Source organism: Streptomyces longisporus (assembly GCF_039532765.1).
Classification (GTDB): Bacteria; Actinomycetota; Actinomycetes; order Streptomycetales; family Streptomycetaceae; genus Streptomyces; species Streptomyces longisporus.
Window position 1 is genome coordinate 53,386 of sequence record NZ_BAAASG010000002.1, and the last position, 16,379, is coordinate 69,764.

The 16,379-nt window shown below is 71.5% G+C and carries 14 protein-coding genes; 10 read left to right on the forward strand and 4 right to left on the reverse strand.

The genetic code is table 11. The features are described 5' to 3' along the window. Positions 1 to 49: 49 nt before the first annotated feature. Positions 50 to 1,825 (reverse strand): M4 family metallopeptidase, encoded by a 1,776-nt coding sequence (locus tag ABD355_RS01825; RefSeq protein ID WP_344398195.1) that lies wholly within the window; start codon positions 1,823 to 1,825, stop codon positions 50 to 52. A 271-nt stretch (positions 1,826 to 2,096) separates the two neighbouring features. Here ABD355_RS01825 and ABD355_RS01830 point away from each other — a divergent pair, with 271 nt between their 5' ends. The 7 genes from ABD355_RS01830 (at position 2,097) to ABD355_RS01860 (ending at position 10,666) form a co-directional block, all read left to right on the forward strand. Further along, positions 2,097 to 3,305: a serine hydrolase domain-containing protein gene (locus ABD355_RS01830; protein ID WP_344398197.1), complete on the forward strand. Its 1,209-nt coding sequence runs from the start codon at positions 2,097 to 2,099 to the stop codon at positions 3,303 to 3,305. 81 nt (positions 3,306 to 3,386) lie between these two features. Then, on the forward strand, positions 3,387 to 4,832 hold the full coding sequence (locus ABD355_RS01835; RefSeq protein WP_344398198.1) for a CAP domain-containing protein: 1,446 nt from the start codon (positions 3,387 to 3,389) through the stop codon (positions 4,830 to 4,832). A 64-nt stretch (positions 4,833 to 4,896) separates the two neighbouring features. Then, positions 4,897 to 5,574, forward strand: coding sequence for an AIM24 family protein (locus tag ABD355_RS01840; RefSeq protein WP_344398199.1), 678 nt, complete (start codon positions 4,897 to 4,899; stop codon positions 5,572 to 5,574). A gap of 174 nt (positions 5,575 to 5,748) precedes the next feature. Then, positions 5,749 to 6,789, forward strand: a complete 1,041-nt coding sequence (locus tag ABD355_RS01845) for a tetratricopeptide repeat protein (RefSeq protein WP_344398200.1) — start codon at positions 5,749 to 5,751, stop codon at positions 6,787 to 6,789. Further along, positions 6,786 to 7,823 carry a polyprenyl synthetase family protein gene (locus tag ABD355_RS01850; protein WP_344398201.1) on the forward strand — a complete coding sequence of 346 codons (1,038 nt, stop codon included), beginning with the start codon at positions 6,786 to 6,788 and terminating at the stop codon, positions 7,821 to 7,823. The genes ABD355_RS01845 and ABD355_RS01850 overlap by 4 nt, the downstream gene beginning before the upstream one ends. Before the next feature lie 149 nt (positions 7,824 to 7,972). Continuing rightward, the gene (locus tag ABD355_RS01855; RefSeq protein WP_344398202.1) at positions 7,973 to 8,932 is read left to right on the forward strand and encodes a threonine/serine dehydratase family protein; all 960 of its coding nucleotides are present in this window, start codon (positions 7,973 to 7,975) and stop codon (positions 8,930 to 8,932) included. 102 nt (positions 8,933 to 9,034) lie between these two features. Continuing rightward, the gene (locus ABD355_RS01860; RefSeq protein ID WP_344398203.1) at positions 9,035 to 10,666 is read left to right on the forward strand and encodes a serine/threonine protein kinase; all 1,632 of its coding nucleotides are present in this window, start codon (positions 9,035 to 9,037) and stop codon (positions 10,664 to 10,666) included. Here ABD355_RS01860 and ABD355_RS01865 read toward each other — a convergent pair. Further along, a complete protein-coding gene (locus ABD355_RS01865) occupies positions 10,658 to 12,103 on the reverse strand; it encodes a serine hydrolase domain-containing protein (protein ID WP_344398204.1) in 1,446 nt (481 codons plus the stop codon). The two genes, ABD355_RS01860 and ABD355_RS01865, sit on opposite strands and share 9 nt — an antisense overlap. Positions 12,104 to 12,177: 74 nt before the next feature. On the opposite strand from ABD355_RS01865, the gene ABD355_RS01870 reads away from it, so the two are divergent. Together ABD355_RS01870 and ABD355_RS01875 are read left to right on the forward strand one after the other, a co-directional pair. Beyond that, entirely contained in the window at positions 12,178 to 13,149 is a 972-nt protein-coding gene (locus ABD355_RS01870) for an LLM class F420-dependent oxidoreductase (RefSeq protein ID WP_344398205.1), read from the forward strand. Positions 13,150 to 13,233: 84 nt separating this feature from the next. Then, entirely contained in the window at positions 13,234 to 14,250 is a 1,017-nt protein-coding gene (locus ABD355_RS01875; protein WP_344398206.1) for a hypothetical protein, read from the forward strand. Between the two features lie 94 nt (positions 14,251 to 14,344). On the opposite strand, the gene ABD355_RS01880 is transcribed toward ABD355_RS01875, so the two are convergent. Continuing rightward, complete coding sequence (locus tag ABD355_RS01880) at positions 14,345 to 14,842, reverse strand: DUF6328 family protein (protein WP_344398207.1); 498 nt, start codon at positions 14,840 to 14,842, stop codon at positions 14,345 to 14,347. Positions 14,843 to 15,002: 160 nt separating this feature from the next. Between ABD355_RS01880 and ABD355_RS01885 the strand changes: the two genes are divergently transcribed. Then, positions 15,003 to 15,347 carry a hypothetical protein gene (locus ABD355_RS01885; RefSeq protein ID WP_344398208.1) on the forward strand — a complete coding sequence of 115 codons (345 nt, stop codon included), beginning with the start codon at positions 15,003 to 15,005 and terminating at the stop codon, positions 15,345 to 15,347. 13 nt (positions 15,348 to 15,360) lie between these two features. On the opposite strand, the gene ABD355_RS01890 is transcribed toward ABD355_RS01885, so the two are convergent. After that, the gene (locus tag ABD355_RS01890) at positions 15,361 to 16,344 is read right to left on the reverse strand and encodes an aldo/keto reductase (protein WP_344398209.1); all 984 of its coding nucleotides are present in this window, start codon (positions 16,342 to 16,344) and stop codon (positions 15,361 to 15,363) included. Positions 16,345 to 16,379: the final 35 nt, after the last annotated feature.

Below are 16,379 nucleotides of genomic sequence, written 5' to 3' on the forward strand. Positions count from 1 at the left end.
GGGCGCCCCACTTGACTGGGGCGCCCGGACCGGTGTCACCGTTCCGCGGTCAGCGGTGTGCGGCCGGGGTATTGGCCGAGGTCACGTTCACGGCGGCCCAGGCCTGGTCCACCGTGTTGTACTCCGTGCTGTTGGCACCGTAGAGGTCCTTGGCCGCCTTCAGCGTCGCGTTGCGCGCGTCGTGGAAGTCGGTCGTGGAGACCATGTAGCGGGTCAGGGCGCGGTAGAAGATGGCCGTGGCCTTGGTGCGGCCGATGCCCTTGACCGTCGAGCCGTCGTAGGTCGGCGAGTCGTACTGGACGCCGGCGATCGTCTTCCGGCCGCTGCCCTCGGCGAGCAGGTAGTACGCGTGCGAGGAGACGCCGGAGCCGGCGTGCACCTCGGCGTCGTACGCCTCGGGCGACCAGTAGTCGATGGTGCCCTCGAGCCGGTCGAGCGAGGGGTGGTCGAGGCGGCGCAGGAACTTCTGGGCCAGGCCCATCTTCTCGCCGATGAGGTAGTCCGGCTTGTCCGACGCGTTGTTCGCGAAGAACTCGACGTTGGAGCCGAAGATGTCGGCGAGGGACTCGTTCAGCGCGCCCGGCTCGCCGTACTGGTTGCCCTCCGCGTCGACGCGGGTGGGCTCCAGCTTGGCGGTGGCGTCGACGACGCCGTGGGTCAGCTCGTGGCCGCTGACGTCCAGGGCGACCAGCGGCTTCTTGAACGTGTCGCCGTCGCCGTCGCCGTAGAGCATGCAGTCACAGGTCGAGTCCCAGAACGCGTTGGCCACCTTGTTGCCGAAGTGGACCATGGCCTGGGCGCCCTTGCCGTTGTTCTCGATGCCCTTGCGGCCGAAGGTCTTCTTGTAGAAGTCCAGGGTCTCGGTGATGCCGTACTGGGCGTCGGCGGCGGCGGTGTTGCGGTTGGTGACCTTGCCGTTGCCGAAGACGTCGTTGGTCGTGGTGATCTTCGTGCCGCGGGCGAAGTTCTCCAGCTCCCGGCCCTTGGCGTCCCGGGTCTCGGTGCCCCAGCGGGTCGGGTCCTTGAGGAGGTAGCTGGTGCGGGCCGTGCGGGTGGTCGTCAGCGGGACGGTGCCGACGAAGAGGGACTTGCCGGTGCCGTGGGCCGTCGACGGGTAGCGGGTGGCCGCGGACGAGGCCGACGCGGCCGCGAGTCCGGCCGTCTGCGCACCGGCGCCCGTGGCGGGGTCGAGCTTCTGGCCGCGCTCGCGCAGGGTGTCGAGCAGCGCCGGCGAGAGGAACTCGTCGCTGTCGGGCGTGTTGCTGCGCACCTTGCCGGTGACGGCGTCGATGACGACCGTCCGGGAGCCGCTGCCCTCGGCGGTGCCGCTGTCGCTGACCCGCACCTGGTAGGCGAGGGCGGATGCGCCGTCACGGGCGTCCACGACGAGCTCGGCGGTGCCGGCGTCGCCCTTGGCGGCCGTGGCCGCCTTCTGCTGCGCCTCGGCGGCCGACAGCTTGGCCGCGGTGGCGGCGGCGGGCTTGACGGTGTGTCCGGCGGCCCGGGTGACACCCGTGTACGTCAGCTGCCTGGTGAGGTGGACGACGAGGTCGCCGCCGAGCACCTGCATGCCCTGGTGCGCGCGGGTGAACCGGACGTGCCGGGCGCCCTCCGGGTCGATCATGACGTCCTCGGCCTGCAGTTCGTCGCCCTGGGAGACGCCGGTCGCGGACGCGTGGGCGAAGGCGGCGGCGCGGGCGGCGGCCACCACGGACGCGGCCGACGTGCCGGCGGTGGCAGCGGTGTGGCCCGTCCCCGAGGTGGTGCCGAAGGCGGTACCGGCCAGGCCCGTGGCGGCCGTCGTCACAGCGACGGCAACCGCCATGCTGCGTATGTGCGGTCTACGCACTGATGAGGGTTCCTTCCTTGCAAGGCGGCCGGGATCACCAACCGCCTTGACGCATGGCGCCGTTGAGCGCCATGGGGGCTGGTCGGGCCCCGGAAAGAAACCCTTTCGGACGAGTCATGTCCATGTAAAGACTAAAATATCGCTTTCCGTGCGATACATGGCAATACTTTGCAAATCCACATCGCTCAGTGATCAGTGGGTGACCAACTGTGCGTCGACTGTGGAGATGTGACGACACGGAAGAAAGTTGCCTCACGTGAATGTGACTCATCTCGCATCCAAGGGCACGGTCCTGGGAACGGTCGTGCTCTCCCTGCTCGCGGTCCCCTCGTATGCCACCCCCACCGCGCCGCTGCCCAAGCCCGACCTGATCGGCCTTCAAAGCCATCTCGTCACCGCGCTGAAACAGGGCGCACCGGGCGCGATCGCGCTGCTCGACGACCGCGGCAGGGTCGAAGGGGCCGCCATGGGGGTCGCCGACCGCAGGAACAGACGGACGATCAGCACCGCCGACCGGTTCCGCATCGGCAGTGTCACCAAGACCTTCACGACCGTCGTGCTGTTGCAGCTGGCCGACGAGGGCAAGCTGAGACTCGACGCCCCGGTCGACCGGTATCTGCCGGGGCTGCTGCCGGACCGCACCATCACGGTGCGCGAGATTCTGGGCCACCGAAGCGGCCTGTACGACTACACGAACACGATGTTCGCCAAGACGGTCCCCGGCTTCCAGGACGTCCGCAGCAAGGTCTTCACCTACCGCGAGCTCGTCAAGCGCTCGCTGTCGCACCCGCGCACCAGCGCCCCCGGCACGTTCTCGTACTCCAACACCAACTTCGTCGTCGCCGGAATGCTCATCGAGAAGCTGACCGGCCACTCCGTACGGACGGAGTACGAGAACCGCATCTTCAAGCCGCTGAAACTGCGCGACACCTTCTACGTCCACCCCGGCACGCAGCTCCCCGGCCGCCACGCCAGGGGCTATCTCGCCCCGGACCAGAAGGACGCGCCCCTGGTCGACGCGACCGAGCAGACGATGTCCTGGGCGCAGACCGCGGGCGCGATCATCTCCAGCACCCGGGATCTGAACACCTTCCTCTCCGCCCTGCTCGGCGGCCGGCTGACGTCACCGGCCCAGCTGCGGCAGATGGAGCGCATGGTGCCGGTCAGCAGCACCCAGGGGTACGGGCTGGGGCTGGGGCGCCGCGACCTGTCCTGCGGGGTCTCGGTGTACGGGCACACGGGCGTCGTCCAGGGCTACTACACGTACGCGTTCGCCACGAAGGACGGCCGCCGCAGCTTCGCGGCTGTGGCCACCACGTCCAACAACATCGCCGTGCTCAACACGATGCAGGGCACCATGGAGTCCGCGTTCTGCGGCAAGCAGACGAAGGTGCGGCGCGCCGCACCGCCCGTCGAACGCTACGAGGACATCGCTCCGGGCATTGCCCGGAACTGAGCCGGTGGGAACCGGGCCGCCCCGGTGGACGTTGTCCGGTGGAGCCCATCCAGGGATGAGCGACGACACCGGGGCGGCGGGATGAGCGAGTTGGTGCCCGGGGGCAACATGCCCCTTCCGGACGGTGCCCTGACCGTCCGGGTGCCCGGCCCCTTCGACGTGTCCGCGCTGATCACTGACGACGGAGGCAAGGTCCGCGGCGACGGGGACTTCGTGTTCTACAACCAGCCCTGCGCCCCGGGCGCCCGGCTCGACGGCGACACACTCACCGTCGACCCGCCGAGGCTGCGCCCGGCAGCCACCAGGGTCACGGTGGTCGTCAGCCCGGCCGAACCCGGCACTCCCCTGGTCCGCCTGCCCGCACCCACGCTCCACGTGTCGGCCCCCGGCGGCCGCCCGCTCGCCCGCTTCGCCCCGCCACGCCCGGGCCAGGAGACGGTGCTGCTGCTCGCGGAGATCTACCGGCGGGGCGGCGGCTGGAAGCTGCGGGCGCTGGGCCAGGGCTATGCCGACGGGCTCGCCGGGCTTGCACGGGACTTCGGCGTGGACGTCCTCGACGAAGGGACCGGGACGGCGCCCGCGACACCAGCAGGGCAACCCCGCTCTGCGACGCGGGGTGCGCACGGGGGCAGTGCCCCGGCCACGACGCCGACGTCCTCGCCCCCACCGTCGGCGCCGGCGGCACCGCGCGCCGGAACCCGGCCGACGTCCTCGACACCGCCGCTCCCCCGGGCCCGCTCCCACTCCCCCGCCCCGGACGGCTTTCTCGACCTGGTCAACGCCGCCCGTACCGCGGCGGGTTCACCGCCCGTGGCCCTCGACGCCCGCCTCACCTCGGCGGCTCGCGCCCATGCCGGCGCCATGGCCTCGGCGGGCCGCCTCGGTGTCGAGGGCAGCGACGGTCTCTCCCTCTACCAGCGCGTCACGGCCGCCGGGTACACGTATCTCACCGTCGGCGAGCACCTGGTCTCCGGCCCGCGTACGCCCGCCGAGTTCGTCCGGTACTGCCTGAGCGAAGAGCAGTCCGGAAGCATCCTGCGCGACCCGGTCTTCCTTCATGCCGGGCTGGCGTGCGTCGGCGACGGCCGGTCGGGCGACGTCTACTGGACCGCGCTGTGGGCCAGGCCGCTCACCCCGGGCGACCTCGCGCGGACGGCGGCCGAGGTCGTCGGCCTGACCAACCGGGAGCGCGCCGGCGCCGGTCTGCCGCCCCTGGCCGTCGACCCCCTGCTCACCACCGCGGCGCAGGCACACAGCGCGGACATGGTGGCCCGCGCCTTCTACTCGCACACATCACCCGACGGAAGCCAACCCTGGGACCGGGCCGCCGCGGCTGGGGCACGACGGCGCTCGATCGGCGAGAACATAGCCTGCGGTCAGCGCTCCCCCGCCGAGGTCGTCGACGGTTGGATGAACAGCCCCGGCCACCGCGCCAACATCCTCAAGCCCGACTTCACCCACATCGGGATCGGCTTCGCGGGCGGCGGCCCGGCCGGCATGTACTGGACCCAGTTGTTCGGCGCCTGACCACCGGAAACCGGTCCTTCCCGCGATCTTGGCGGAACGGAATCCTCCGGGACAGGATGCCCGCATGAAGGGTTCCCTCTTTTCCAGCGAGCACATGGTCCAGCCGGCCACCGCGCCCGGCATGACGGTCGAGAACGCCAAGTGCATCAAATACGCGGTGAACGGCGAGATGCTCGCCCGCCAGGGCGCGATGGTCGCCTACCGCGGCAACCTCCAGTTCGAGCGCAAGGGCCAGGGCGTGGGCGGCATGCTCAAGCGCGCGGTCACCGGGGAGGGGCTGCCGCTGATGGCGGTGCGCGGGCAGGGCGAGGCCTGGTTCGCGCACGAGGCGCAGAACTGCTTCATCATCGAGGTGGACCCCGGTGACGAGTTCACCGTCAACGGCCGCAACGTCCTGTGTTTCGATGCCTCGTTGGCGTACCGGATCGCGACGGTGAAGGGTGCGGGAATCGCCGGCGGCGGCCTGTTCAACAGTGTCTTCACCGGTCAGGGCCGGCTGGGGCTGGTGTGCGAGGGCAATCCGCTGGTCATCCCGGTCTCGCCGCAGTTCCCGGTGTACGTGGACACGGACGCGGTGGTCGGCTGGACGGCCGGTCTGCAGACCTCGCTGCACCGTTCGCAGTCCATCGGATCGATGCTGCGCGGCGGCAGCGGGGAGGCCGTGCAGCTGATGCTGCAGGGCGACGGGTACGTGGTCGTACGGCCGAGCGAGGCGACGCCGCAGAAGGCCCAGCAGCACTGAGCCCCACGCAGTGATCTGCGCCTCAGGAGCAACCTCTCCGGCGTCGACGACGTCTTGATCCCCAACAGGTGACGCCCTGGCCCCCGGGTCAGGGCCCATTTTTCGACGCTCTATACACGCCATGTATACGTGCAATGTATAGATGGTGTGCATACCGGCCACCGAAAGGGATTCATGTACGGCAAGGCATTCGCCCCGGAATACCAGGGCGCCCTCAACACCCTCTCCGTGAACTCCTCGCTCACCGACGTACTGGCCGCCGGCACACGGGAGTTAAGAGCGGCCGAGCACGCCGGGCGGCAAGGGGAGGTGGCCCGGTCCGGCCTCGCGGTGGCCGAGGCGCACCGCCGGCTGGGGCAGGTGGGGGACGCCGACCGGGCGTGGAAGGCGAGCTACCGTGCGGCCCGCGCGGCCGGGGACACGGCGGCGATGGCGTGGGCGCTGTGGAGCGGCGGCACCCTGGCCCGGCAGCGCGGCGCGTTCCCGCTGGCCCGGCGGCTGCTGGGGCTGGCGGCCGAACTCGGCGAACGCGGCGGTGACGTCGTCGTACGCGGCTACTCCCTCGCGGGACTCGCCGAGACCGGACGCATCCAGGGCGACTACGAGGCCGTCCGCAGGCTGCACGAGCAGCTGCTGGCGGAGGCACGGCGGCGCGGCGAGGCGCGGCACACGGTGTGGGCGCTGGAGGGCATCGCGCAGATCCACCGCAACACGGGTGAGTACGACACCGCGTACGCCCTGTTCGAGGAGGCGGCCGAGATAGCCGCGCGCGCCGATGACCGGCGCGGCCACGCCTGGGCGCTGCGCGGGCTCGCCGACATCGTGTCCGTGCGGGACGGGAACGTCGAGCGGGCGCTGGCGCTGCTGTCGGAGGCGGAGAGGGCCTGCCGGGCGATGAAGCTGTCCAGTGCGCTGGCCTACAACCACAAGATGCGCGGCAACGTCCTGTACCGGGCGGGGCGCTGGGCCGAGGCCCGGGACCTGTACGAGCAGGCTCTTGCGGAGTTCCGTGCGATGAGCGAGCCGCGCGGGCAGGCGCTGGCGCGGCTGGGGCTGGCCAAGTCCCTGGCCCGGCTGGGCCGCGACCGCGCCGAGACGGCAGCCGAACTGGCGGAGCTGGCAGGCGAGTTGGAGCGGATCGGGCTGCGGCATGCGCGGGAGATGGTGGCGCGGGCGCAGCAGGAGTTCGGCGTGGCCGCGGAGGTCGTTCGGTGACGGCACTCCCCTCGACGCTGCAAGCACCTGTCGAGGCACCTCAAGTCCTCGACCGGTGCCGTGAGTTGGTACGCCCCGCGTTGGCGGAGGCCGTGGGGCGCATGCATCCGTGGGTGGGCGAGATGGCCGCCTACTCCTTCGGCTGGTGCGAGGTGGGCGGTGCGCCGACCGGCGCGTCCGGCGGGAAGGGCGTGCGGCAGGCGCTGGCCGTGCTCGGAGCCGAGGCCGCGGGCGCAGAGGGGCGGGCCGGGGTCCCCGCGGCGGTCGCCGTGGAGCTGGTGCACACCTTCTCCCTTCTGCACGACGACATCATGGACGGCGACGCGGCCCGACGGCGCCGCCCCACCGTGTGGAAGGCGTACGGCACCGGACCCGCCGTCCTCGCGGGTGATGCCCTGTTCGCGCTGGCCGTCGAGACCCTCGCCGCGGCACCGGGCGGGCCGCAGGCGGTGCGGCTTCTGTCGGTCGCGCTGAGTGACCTGGTGCGCGGCCAGGCGGACGACCTGCTGTTCGCCGCGCGCCCGTGGAGGGGGCCGCAGCGGGTGCGGCCGGAGGAGTACCGGGCGATGGCCGAGCACAAGACGGGCGCGCTGCTCGGCTGCGCGGCCGCGCTCGGTGCCCTGCTCGGCGGCGCGGCGCCTTCGGTGGCCGACGCTCTCGACCGTGCCGGGCGGCACCTCGGGATCGCCTTCCAGGTCGTCGACGACGTCCTGGGCATCTGGGGCGACCCCGCGGTCACCGGGAAGCCGGTACACGGCGATCTGCGGGAACGGAAGAAGACGTTCCCCGTGCTGGCCGCACTCGACTCCGGCGCCCCCGCGTCCCGCCGACTGGCCGCACTCCTGGATGCGGGAGGGGACCCCGCGGAGTCGGCCACGCTGATCGACACGCTGGGTGGCCGGACGGAGGCGCTGACCGAGGCTCGGGCACACATCGCCGCAGTGGAGGCGGCTCTCGCCGACGTCGCCCTGCCGGCACGGCCGGTGGAGGAGCTGCGGTCCTTGCTGGAATATCTGGTGCGGCGGGATCTCTGACGGGATGGCGGGGCCCGCTCGCGCCAGGTGGGCGCTGCCGGCCCCTCGCCCGCCATGGGACGCCAAAGCGTTTGACCTACGCCGTCTCCGGCGTCAGGGTGCCAAGGGGTACGGACCCTCGTATCCCCGTGCCGGGAAGGGTGACTGTCTTGATCGGGATCTCCGAGGTCGAAGCCGTGGCCGAGCGCATCGCCGGGCACGTCGTGCGTACGCCGACGCTGCCGAGCCCGGGACTGGCCGCGCTGCTCGGAGTTCCGGTCACCGTCAAGCTGGAACTGCTGCAGCGCACCGGTTCGTTCAAGGTGCGCGGGGCGACGGCGAAGCTGCTGTCGCTGAGTGCCGGCGAGCGGGCCGCCGGAGTCGTGGCGGTCAGCGGTGGCAACCACGGGATCGCCGTCGCGGTCATGGCCGCCGCCCTCGATGTGAAGGCCACGGTGGTCATGCCGCGCTCGGCACCCGCCCGCGCGATCGAGATCGCCGAGGCCGCGGGAGCATCGGTGCGGCTGACGGACGCCATGGACGAGGCGTTCGCGCTGATGAAGCGGCTGCAGCAGGAAGGGCTGACGCTGGTCCATCCCTTCGACGATCCGGTGGTCGTGGCCGGGCAGGGCACCGTCGGGCTGGAGTTCGCCGCCGACGCGGGTGACGTCACCGACGTGCTCATCAGCATCGGAGGCGGCGGACTGATCTCCGGTGTGGCGGCGGCGCTGCGGGACCGGCGGCCCGAGGTGCGGATCTGGGGCGTGGAGACCGAGGGCGCCCAGGCCATGTCGGAGGCGCTGGCGGCGGGGGGCCCGGTGCCGGTCGCCCTGTCGTCCCTCGTGAGCACGCTCAGCGCCCCCTCCGTTTCGCAGCTGACCTACGACCATGTGTCCGCGCTGGTCCACGAGGTGCTCGTGGTTCCGGACCGGGAAGCGGTGCAGGGCACGCTCGACCTCGCCGACCATGCCAAGGTGTGGGCCGAACCCGCGGCCGGCTGTCTGCTGCCCGCGGCCCGGCAGGTCCTGCAGCGGGTCGGTGAGGGCGCACGGCTCGGACTGGTCGTGTGCGGGGGCAACGCGACGACCGCCGATGTCACGGGGTGGGCCGAACGCTTCGGGCTGCGCTGAGTTTCCGGCCCGGGGGCGCCGATGATTTGTGGATCCTTTGAACACACACCGTCGCGCTCCCCGTACCTCTGTGAAAGGTGAGAGCCAGGGGTACGACGAGGGATGGCCATGGTCAAGGCACATGTCTTCACGCACGAGTTGGTCGCCGGAAGGTACCGGCTCGTCGATGTCGTCCACCAGGAGACGAACCGCATCTGCTGGTACGGCAAGGATGTCAACGTCGGACGGGCCTATCTCCTCACCCAGATCGCGCTCCCGGACGACCCGGACGCCGAGACCGCGCCCCGGGCGACCGCCCGTGTCATCCGCATGTCCGAGACCATGGGCCTGATGTGCCCCGGCGCGGTCGCGACGGTCGTCGACGCCGTGGAGCAGGACGGGACGCTGTGGACCGTGACCGAGTGGATCGACGGGACGCCCCTGAGCGAACTCGTCGCCCAGCAGGGCACGTTCAACTATGTGCGGGCGGCCCGTATCGGGCTGGAGCTGCTCGATGTGCTGGAGGCGGCGCACGGCGAGGGCATCACCCATGGCGAACTCAGCCCGGGCCAGGTCTATGTGCAGGAGCGGGGCGGGATCGTGGTCACCGGCTTCGGCCTGGCGGGCGCGACCCTGGCACCGAGGCTGTCCGCACCGTCGTACGCCTCCCCCGAGCAGGCCCGTGACGAGCGCATCGGGCCGGCGGCCGACCTGTGGGCGCTGGGCGCGATCCTCTACACGATGGTCGAGGGGCGCCCTCCGTTCCGGGACCGGGACCGGCCCGAGGCCACCTTGAAGGGCGTGGACCGGCTTCCGCTGCGCAGCCCCGTGCACGCCGGGCCCCTCACCCCGACCGTGCAGGGGCTGCTCCGCAAGAACTCCAGGGAGCGGCTGACCCGCCCGGTGGTCCGCGAGGCCCTCAACCGCGTCCTGACCGAGGACCCCGACACGCTCTCGGCCACCGTGGCGCGGCCCCGGCTGCGCGGGGTGTACACCGCCGCCTGCCATGCGGCTCCCGGCTGGAGCAGACGCACCATGGCCATCGGGACCGCACTGGCCGTGCTGACCGTGACGGCCGCCGTGCTGGCCGCCACCGATCAGCTGCCGGGCACCGGCACGTCCTCGACGGACACCGCGCCCCAGCCGGCGGTCTCCGCCACCGCGTCCGCCGCGCCGTCGGACAGCCGCACCGACGGCAGGAACTCCAGCCCGTCCGCATCGCCCACGCCGACCGCATCACCGACGACGTCCGCGCCCTCCCCCTCGTCCGCCGCGTCGGCCGGCGCGCTGCCGCCGGGTTTCCACCGCTACACCGCACCCGAGGGCTTCTCCGTCGCCCTCCCCAAGGGCTGGAAACGGGTGAACACCTCGCGGGTCGGCGACCTTTCGACCCGCGTGACCTTCGGCGCGGACGGCGATCCCCGCACCCTCGCGATCACCTACAGCACCGTCGTGGGCCCCGACCCGGTCGCCGTCTGGCGCGACGACGTCGAGCCCCAACTGGAGAAGGACGACGGCTTCCAGCGGATCGGCGAGATCAAGGCCACGACGTACCAGGGCCACAAGGCCGCCGACATGGAGTGGCTCTCGGAGGCCGACGGAACTCGGGTGCGCACCTTCGGGCGCGGTTTCCTGCTCGGCGGCGGCCGCGGCTTCTCGCTGCGCTGGACGACTCCCGCCGCCGACTGGAACGACGCCGCCAACCGGCAGGCGCTGAACACCTTCCTGCAAACCTTCCGGGTGACGTCAGGCTGAGGTCCGGGGAGCGCGCAGCGCACGCAGCGGGGGGCTGTGCAGCGGAGTGGTGTGCCACCGCGCTGTGAAGGTGTGCTCCGGCAGCGAGCACGTGACGGTCAGCCGGTGCGGTGTCTCCAGGAACACGACGTCCACGGCGAGGGTGTCCGCGTCGGTCCATCCGCCGCTCACCGCGGTCGGCAGCGGCCCGTCGGTGACGGTCCAGTCGCCCGCCCCGACCTGCACGCCGAGTTCGTGCCCGTCCTCGCTGAGGCGCAGGGCCCAGCCGTCCGCACTCCTCGTCACCTCGACCCCGGCCAGCTTCGGCTGGTCCGCGCAGACGCCCCCGTGCGGCGTGAACTCGGCGCCCGCCCAGTCCCACGGCCGCTCCGGCGGTCCGGACTTCCCTGCGGCCGGAGGCAGCGCGAGCCGCGTCAGCCGCTCCCGCAGCGCCGTGTCCTCGTGTGCGCGGCCCGGCAGCGGTGCGGGGCCGAATGCGGGCAGCAGGTGCTCCCAGACAAGATCGAGCACCTGCTGCATCTGTTCGGTCGCCGCCGTCGTCGCGATCACGGCGTCGTGCTCGGGCAGCACCAGGCAGAACTGGCCGTACGCGCCGTCACCGCGGTAGCCGTGCCGGGAGGTCCAGAACTGGAAGCCGTAGCCCTGCTGCCAGTCCGACAGCGCTCCCGCAGCCGTACCGTCGCCGTTGCCGATGTGCGGGCGCGTGGCCTCGGCCACCCATCCCTCGGGCAGCAGGCGCCGGCCCTCCCACACCCCGTCCTGCAGATACAGCTGGCCGAGTCGGGCGATCGCGTCGGTGGTGGCGTGCAGCCCGCTGAAGCCCAGTTCGCGGCCGGCCCGGTCGCGCAGCCAGGCCGTCTCCCCCACCCCGAGCGGGTCCAGCAGCCGCGGGCGCAGATACGCGGTCAGCGACTGACCCGTGACACGCTGGACGATCGCGGCGAGGGTGTAGGTGGTGGGCTGGTTGTAGGCGAAGACGGTACCCGGCTCCCGCTCGGGCGGCAGCAGCAGGAAGCCGCGCACCAGGTCCGCGCGGTCGGCGGCGAGCGCCCGGTCGAGGGTCTCCGCCTCGTGCCCGCTGGCCATCGACGCCACGTGCCGTACCAGCATCGCGCGGCTGCGCGGACCGGTGATGTCGGCGTCGAACTCGGGAAAGTACGAGATCACCGGGTCGTCGAAGCGCAGCAGCCCCTCGCCGGCGGCGATCCCGGCGGCCGTCGCCGTGAAGCTCTTGCTGAGGGAGTACAGCAGGTGCGGTCGTTCACAGGTGTACGGCGCCCACCAGCCGGAGGCCACGAGCCGGCCGTGCCGCATGATCATCAGGCTGTGCGGTTCGATGTCCGCAGCGGCTTCGAGGGCGTCGAGGAAGGCGTGGACACCGGCGGCGTCGACACCCTGGGCGGCGGGGCTGCCGACGGGCAGCGGGAGAGCGCTCATGAGGGCATCCTCCCCGCGCAACGGCGACGGATCGAGGGCTGTTTTCCGCTGTCTGTACCGGGGACTCGGCGGGCATGGTGCAAATCGGATACACGATGATGACCGAGCAGGCCGGCCCCCGTGACCTCGTCGACCATCTGGTGCGGGCCGAGGGCGCCGGCTACGACTTCTCCGTGACCTCGGACCACTACTTCCCCTGGCTGCGCTCGCAGGGCCACTCGCCGTATGCGTGGAGCGTGCTGGGCGCGGCGGCGCAGGCGACCTCGCGCATTCCGCTGATGACGTATGTGACGTGTCCGAGCGTCCGCTACCACCCGGCGGTGGTGGCACAGAAGGCGGCCACGATGCAGATGCTCTCCGAGGGCCGCTTCCGGCTGGGGCTGGGCTCCGGCGAGAACCTCAACGAGCATGTGGTGGGCGGCGGTTGGCCGTCCGTCGATGTGCGCCACGAGATGCTGGAGGAGGCGGTGGAGATCATCCGGGCGCTCTTCAAGGGCGGTCATGTCAACCATCGCGGCACCCACTTCGACGTGGAGTCGGCCCGGCTGTGGGACCTGCCGGACGAACCGCCGCCCATCGGCATCGCCGTCTCCGGCGAGCAGTCCTGCGCCCTCGCGGGCAGGCACGCCGACCTGGTCATCGCCACCGAGCCCAAGGCGGGTCTGCTGAGCGCGTTCGACCAGCACGGCGGTGAAGGCAAGCCGCGCGTGGGCCAGCTGCCCGTCTGCTACGACCCGGACCGGGACACGGCGGTGAAGCGCGCGCACGCGCAGTTCCGCTGGTTCGGCAACGGCTGGAAGGTCAACTCCGAACTGCCGCACCCGGACGCGTTCGAGTCGGCGACCCAGTTCGTCACCCATGACGACGTCGCCTCGTCGATCCCGTGCGGCGACAACCCGGACGACTTCGTCGAGGCCGTACGCCCGTACGCCGAGGCCGGCTTCGGGGAGGTCGCGCTGGTGCAGATCGGCGGCGAGTCGCAGCCGGCGTATCTTGACTGGGCCGAGAAGACGCTGCTGCCGGCGCTGCGGGACGCCTTCGGCTGATCGCGAAGGTCCGGCGGACGGGTCCGGATAGGCTGCCGGTCTGCACTTTTGCAGTCCGACCAGCTTTGCACAGGAGAGTCGTCCGTGACCCTAGCGATCGTCCCGTCCGAGTCGTCCCCCACCCCGCTGTCCGACCTCGTCGCGCGCGACGCGCGCGAGTTCGGGGTGTACGCGCGGACCGGAGGGTGGGCCTTCGGCCTGATGGTGGCGCGCAGCGTACGGCCCGGTGGGCAGGGCGCGGAGGAGACGCCGAAGGTGTCCGCGAAGGAGTTCGCGGAGCTGGCCGGGTGCTCCCCCGAGCGCGTCATGCGGTACTACAAGGCCTGGGACCGGGCCGCCGACGACGGCATGGTCCCGCACTTCGAGGCGCTCGCGCCGGGCCAGGAGGTGGAGCTGCCGGACGCCGACGTGTGGCTGAGCTACTACGTCTCCCGCAACAGCGCGACCTCCGAGCGCGGCACCGCCATCGCGGAGGCAGCCGAGGCGGAGGGCATCCGGCCGACGAAGGCGCTGGAGGTCGCCGAGAATCCCACCGCCCTGCGCGCCGCGATCCTCGCCGACCCCTCCACCGCCCGGGCGGCCCGGCAGGCGCTGCTCGACCGGGTCCGTGAGGACCCGGAACTGCAGGCCGAGTTGGCGCGGGACGTCGTGCGTACCGACGACCTGAAGAAGGCCGTCGCCACCGAGAGCCGGGCCGCCGACCGGATCGGCTATGTGCGTCAGATCGCCGAGTCGGGGCAGGTCAAGACGCCCGCGGGGCAGACCATCGACGCGCCGGTCGACCTGCGCCAGGAGGCCGAGCGGCACCTGTCGCTCATCGACGAGCTCGAGGACGACGAGGACACCGGCGAGTGGGCCAGCGAGGCCTACGACACCATGAAGTCCCTCGTCGCCGAGGCCGTGGAGGCCGACCCCGAACTGCGGGTGCAGGAGCGGCGGACGAAGTTCTACAGCAGCCTGCAGAAGGCGACGAAGGCGTTCGAGGAACTGACCTTCGACGATGTGCAGGACTTCGTCGAGGACGACATGGTCCAGCGCCTGGAGGAACTCCAGCAGGCCATCGTGATGTGCCTGAGCGCGCTGCGCGGCGACAAGGGCTGAGGATCCCGCCCCGGGCGGGGCCGAGTCCCGCGACGGCGGCTGCACGCCCTGCGGCCGCCGCCGTGGCCCGACCGGCGGCTCGACGCACTGGATGTCACTCCGTATGGCGGCGCCGGGTCCACAGGGGCGCCGCGTACCAGCACAGCGCATACCAGGCGACCACTGCCGTGACGAGCCAGGACACGGCCCCGTTGTGGGTGGCGACCCGCAGGATCAGCAGCAGGGAGGAGGTCATGGTGGCGAGCAGGAGCGCCAGGCCCACGAAGGTCATCCGGGAGGCCACCTCGACGGCCTGCGGCTTGACCCGCCGCCCGGACACCAGGCGGTGCAGGGACACGGGCCCGATCAGCGCTCCGGTCGCGGCGGCGCCCAGCATCACGGTCACGATGTAGATGATCTTGTCAGTGTGTGCCAGCGAGTCGTACTTCTGCTGGAACACCACGGTGAGCAGGAAACCGAAAAGGATCTGCACCCCGGTCTGGGCGACCCTGACCTCCTGGATCAGCTCACCCCACTTCCGGTCGGCCCTCTCCTCCTCGGTCTCGTGCCGTCCCCACTCGTTCAGTTCTGCTCTGCTGTTTGTGGCCGGCAAGGTTCCTCCCGGCTCGATCGCCCCGGATGTCTACCTGACCCGGGTTCCCTGTTCACGCGGGATTGACCGGGCCGTGCGCAATCGGAGCCTGTTTGGGCGATCACCAGGCGGTTACACGGAGCGCATGGCGTACCACGACCACCCGAGGAGTCCGACGACCATGTCCGGCAGCGAGCTCACGGTCACCGTCAGCGGCGGCACCGCCGCCGACGCACGCGCGGTCGTGCGGGTCCTGGAGCCCGCGTTCGGGATGCCGAAGGAGGAGCTTCCCGCCGACGACGAGGTCACCGTCCACACGGCGAGGTTCGAACACGATCCGGCAGGCCGGCCGTCCGAGCCCGGTCCCGCCGGCCATCTGTCCGGGGCGGTGACGCTGACCGTGCAGGGTTCCCCCACGGCAGTGGCGCAGGCGCGGGAGACGCTCGCGCACGCCTTCACGGCCCAGGACCAGGGCTCGGTCTCCGGCGACCAGGAGCAGGAGTGCCAGCTGCTCCTGGAGCCGTGAGCCGATCGCGCGGTTACCAGCGTGCTTCCACCTGCTCCTTGATCCGGCGGTCGTAGAGGTCGCGGATCGCGGTGAGTGTCTCGTCCGTGAGGGGTGGGAGCTTGGCGGCGGCCGCGTTGGCGCGGGCCTGCTCGGGTGAGCGGGCACCGGGGATCACGGTGGTCACGCCGGGCTGCTGCACGATCCAGCGCAGCGCCAGCTGGGCGGGGGTGTAGCCCTCGGGCGCGAGCGCGGAGAACTCGGCGGCGGCCTCGACGCCCGTCGTGTAGTCGACGCCGGAGAAGGTCTCGCCGACGTCGAAGGACTCGCCGTGCCGGTTGTAGGTCCGGTGGTCGTTCTCCGGGAAGACGGTGTCCTTGGTGTACTTGCCCGACAGCAGACCGGAGGCGAGCGGGACCCGGGCGATGATGCCGACGCCGGCCTCCTGCGCGGCCGGGAGGACCTCGCGCAGCGGTTTCATACGGAAGGCATTGAGGATGATCTGGACGCTCGCCACGTTCGGGCGGGCGATCGCGGTCAGCGCCTCGGCGCAGGTCTCCACGCTGACCCCGTAGGCCGCGATGCGCTCCTCCTCGACCAGGGTGTCCAGGGCGTCGAACACCTCGTCCGTGGAGTACACGGGCGTGGGCGGGCAGTGCAGTTGTACGAGGTCGATGCGGTCGACGCCGAGGTTGCGCCGTGAACGGTCGTTCCAGGCACGGAAGTTGTCGAGGACGTAGTTCTCGGGGATCTGCTCGACGCGGCGGCCCATCTTCGTGGCGACCAGCACATGCAGGTCCGGCCTGCCGCTGAGGAACGCGGCGATGGTCTGCTCGCTGCGCCCGTCGCCGTACACGTCGGCGGTGTCGAAGAAGGTCACCCCCGACTCGGCCGCCGCCTCCAGCACCGCCAGGGCTTCCTTGTCGTCGACGTCTCCCCAGTCGGCGCCCAGTTGCCATGTGCCCAGACCGACGACGGATGCGTGCTGACCCGACCTACCGAATGTGCGCTCGTCCATGGCGTCAGTCTGTCATTGATCACGCCTGTGCACGG

Bases quoted from the DNA above. Each gene is read 5' to 3' on its own strand.
- ABD355_RS01865 (WP_344398204.1), bottom strand. From the start codon at position 12,103: ATGAGCGCTCTCCCGCTGCCCGTCGGCAGCCCCGCCGCCCAGGGTGTC.
- ABD355_RS01885 (WP_344398208.1), top strand. From the start codon at position 15,003: ATGTCCGGCAGCGAGCTCACGGTCACCGTCAGCGGCGGCACCGCCGCC.
- ABD355_RS01825 (WP_344398195.1), bottom strand. From the start codon at position 1,825: ATGGCGGTTGCCGTCGCTGTGACGACGGCCGCCACGGGCCTGGCCGGT.
- ABD355_RS01890 (WP_344398209.1), bottom strand. From the start codon at position 16,344: ATGGACGAGCGCACATTCGGTAGGTCGGGTCAGCACGCATCCGTCGTC.
- ABD355_RS01835 (WP_344398198.1), top strand. From the start codon at position 3,387: ATGAGCGAGTTGGTGCCCGGGGGCAACATGCCCCTTCCGGACGGTGCC.
- ABD355_RS01870 (WP_344398205.1), top strand. From the start codon at position 12,178: ATGGTGCAAATCGGATACACGATGATGACCGAGCAGGCCGGCCCCCGT.
- ABD355_RS01840 (WP_344398199.1), top strand. From the start codon at position 4,897: ATGAAGGGTTCCCTCTTTTCCAGCGAGCACATGGTCCAGCCGGCCACC.
- ABD355_RS01845 (WP_344398200.1), top strand. From the start codon at position 5,749: ATGTACGGCAAGGCATTCGCCCCGGAATACCAGGGCGCCCTCAACACC.
- ABD355_RS01860 (WP_344398203.1), top strand. From the start codon at position 9,035: ATGGCCATGGTCAAGGCACATGTCTTCACGCACGAGTTGGTCGCCGGA.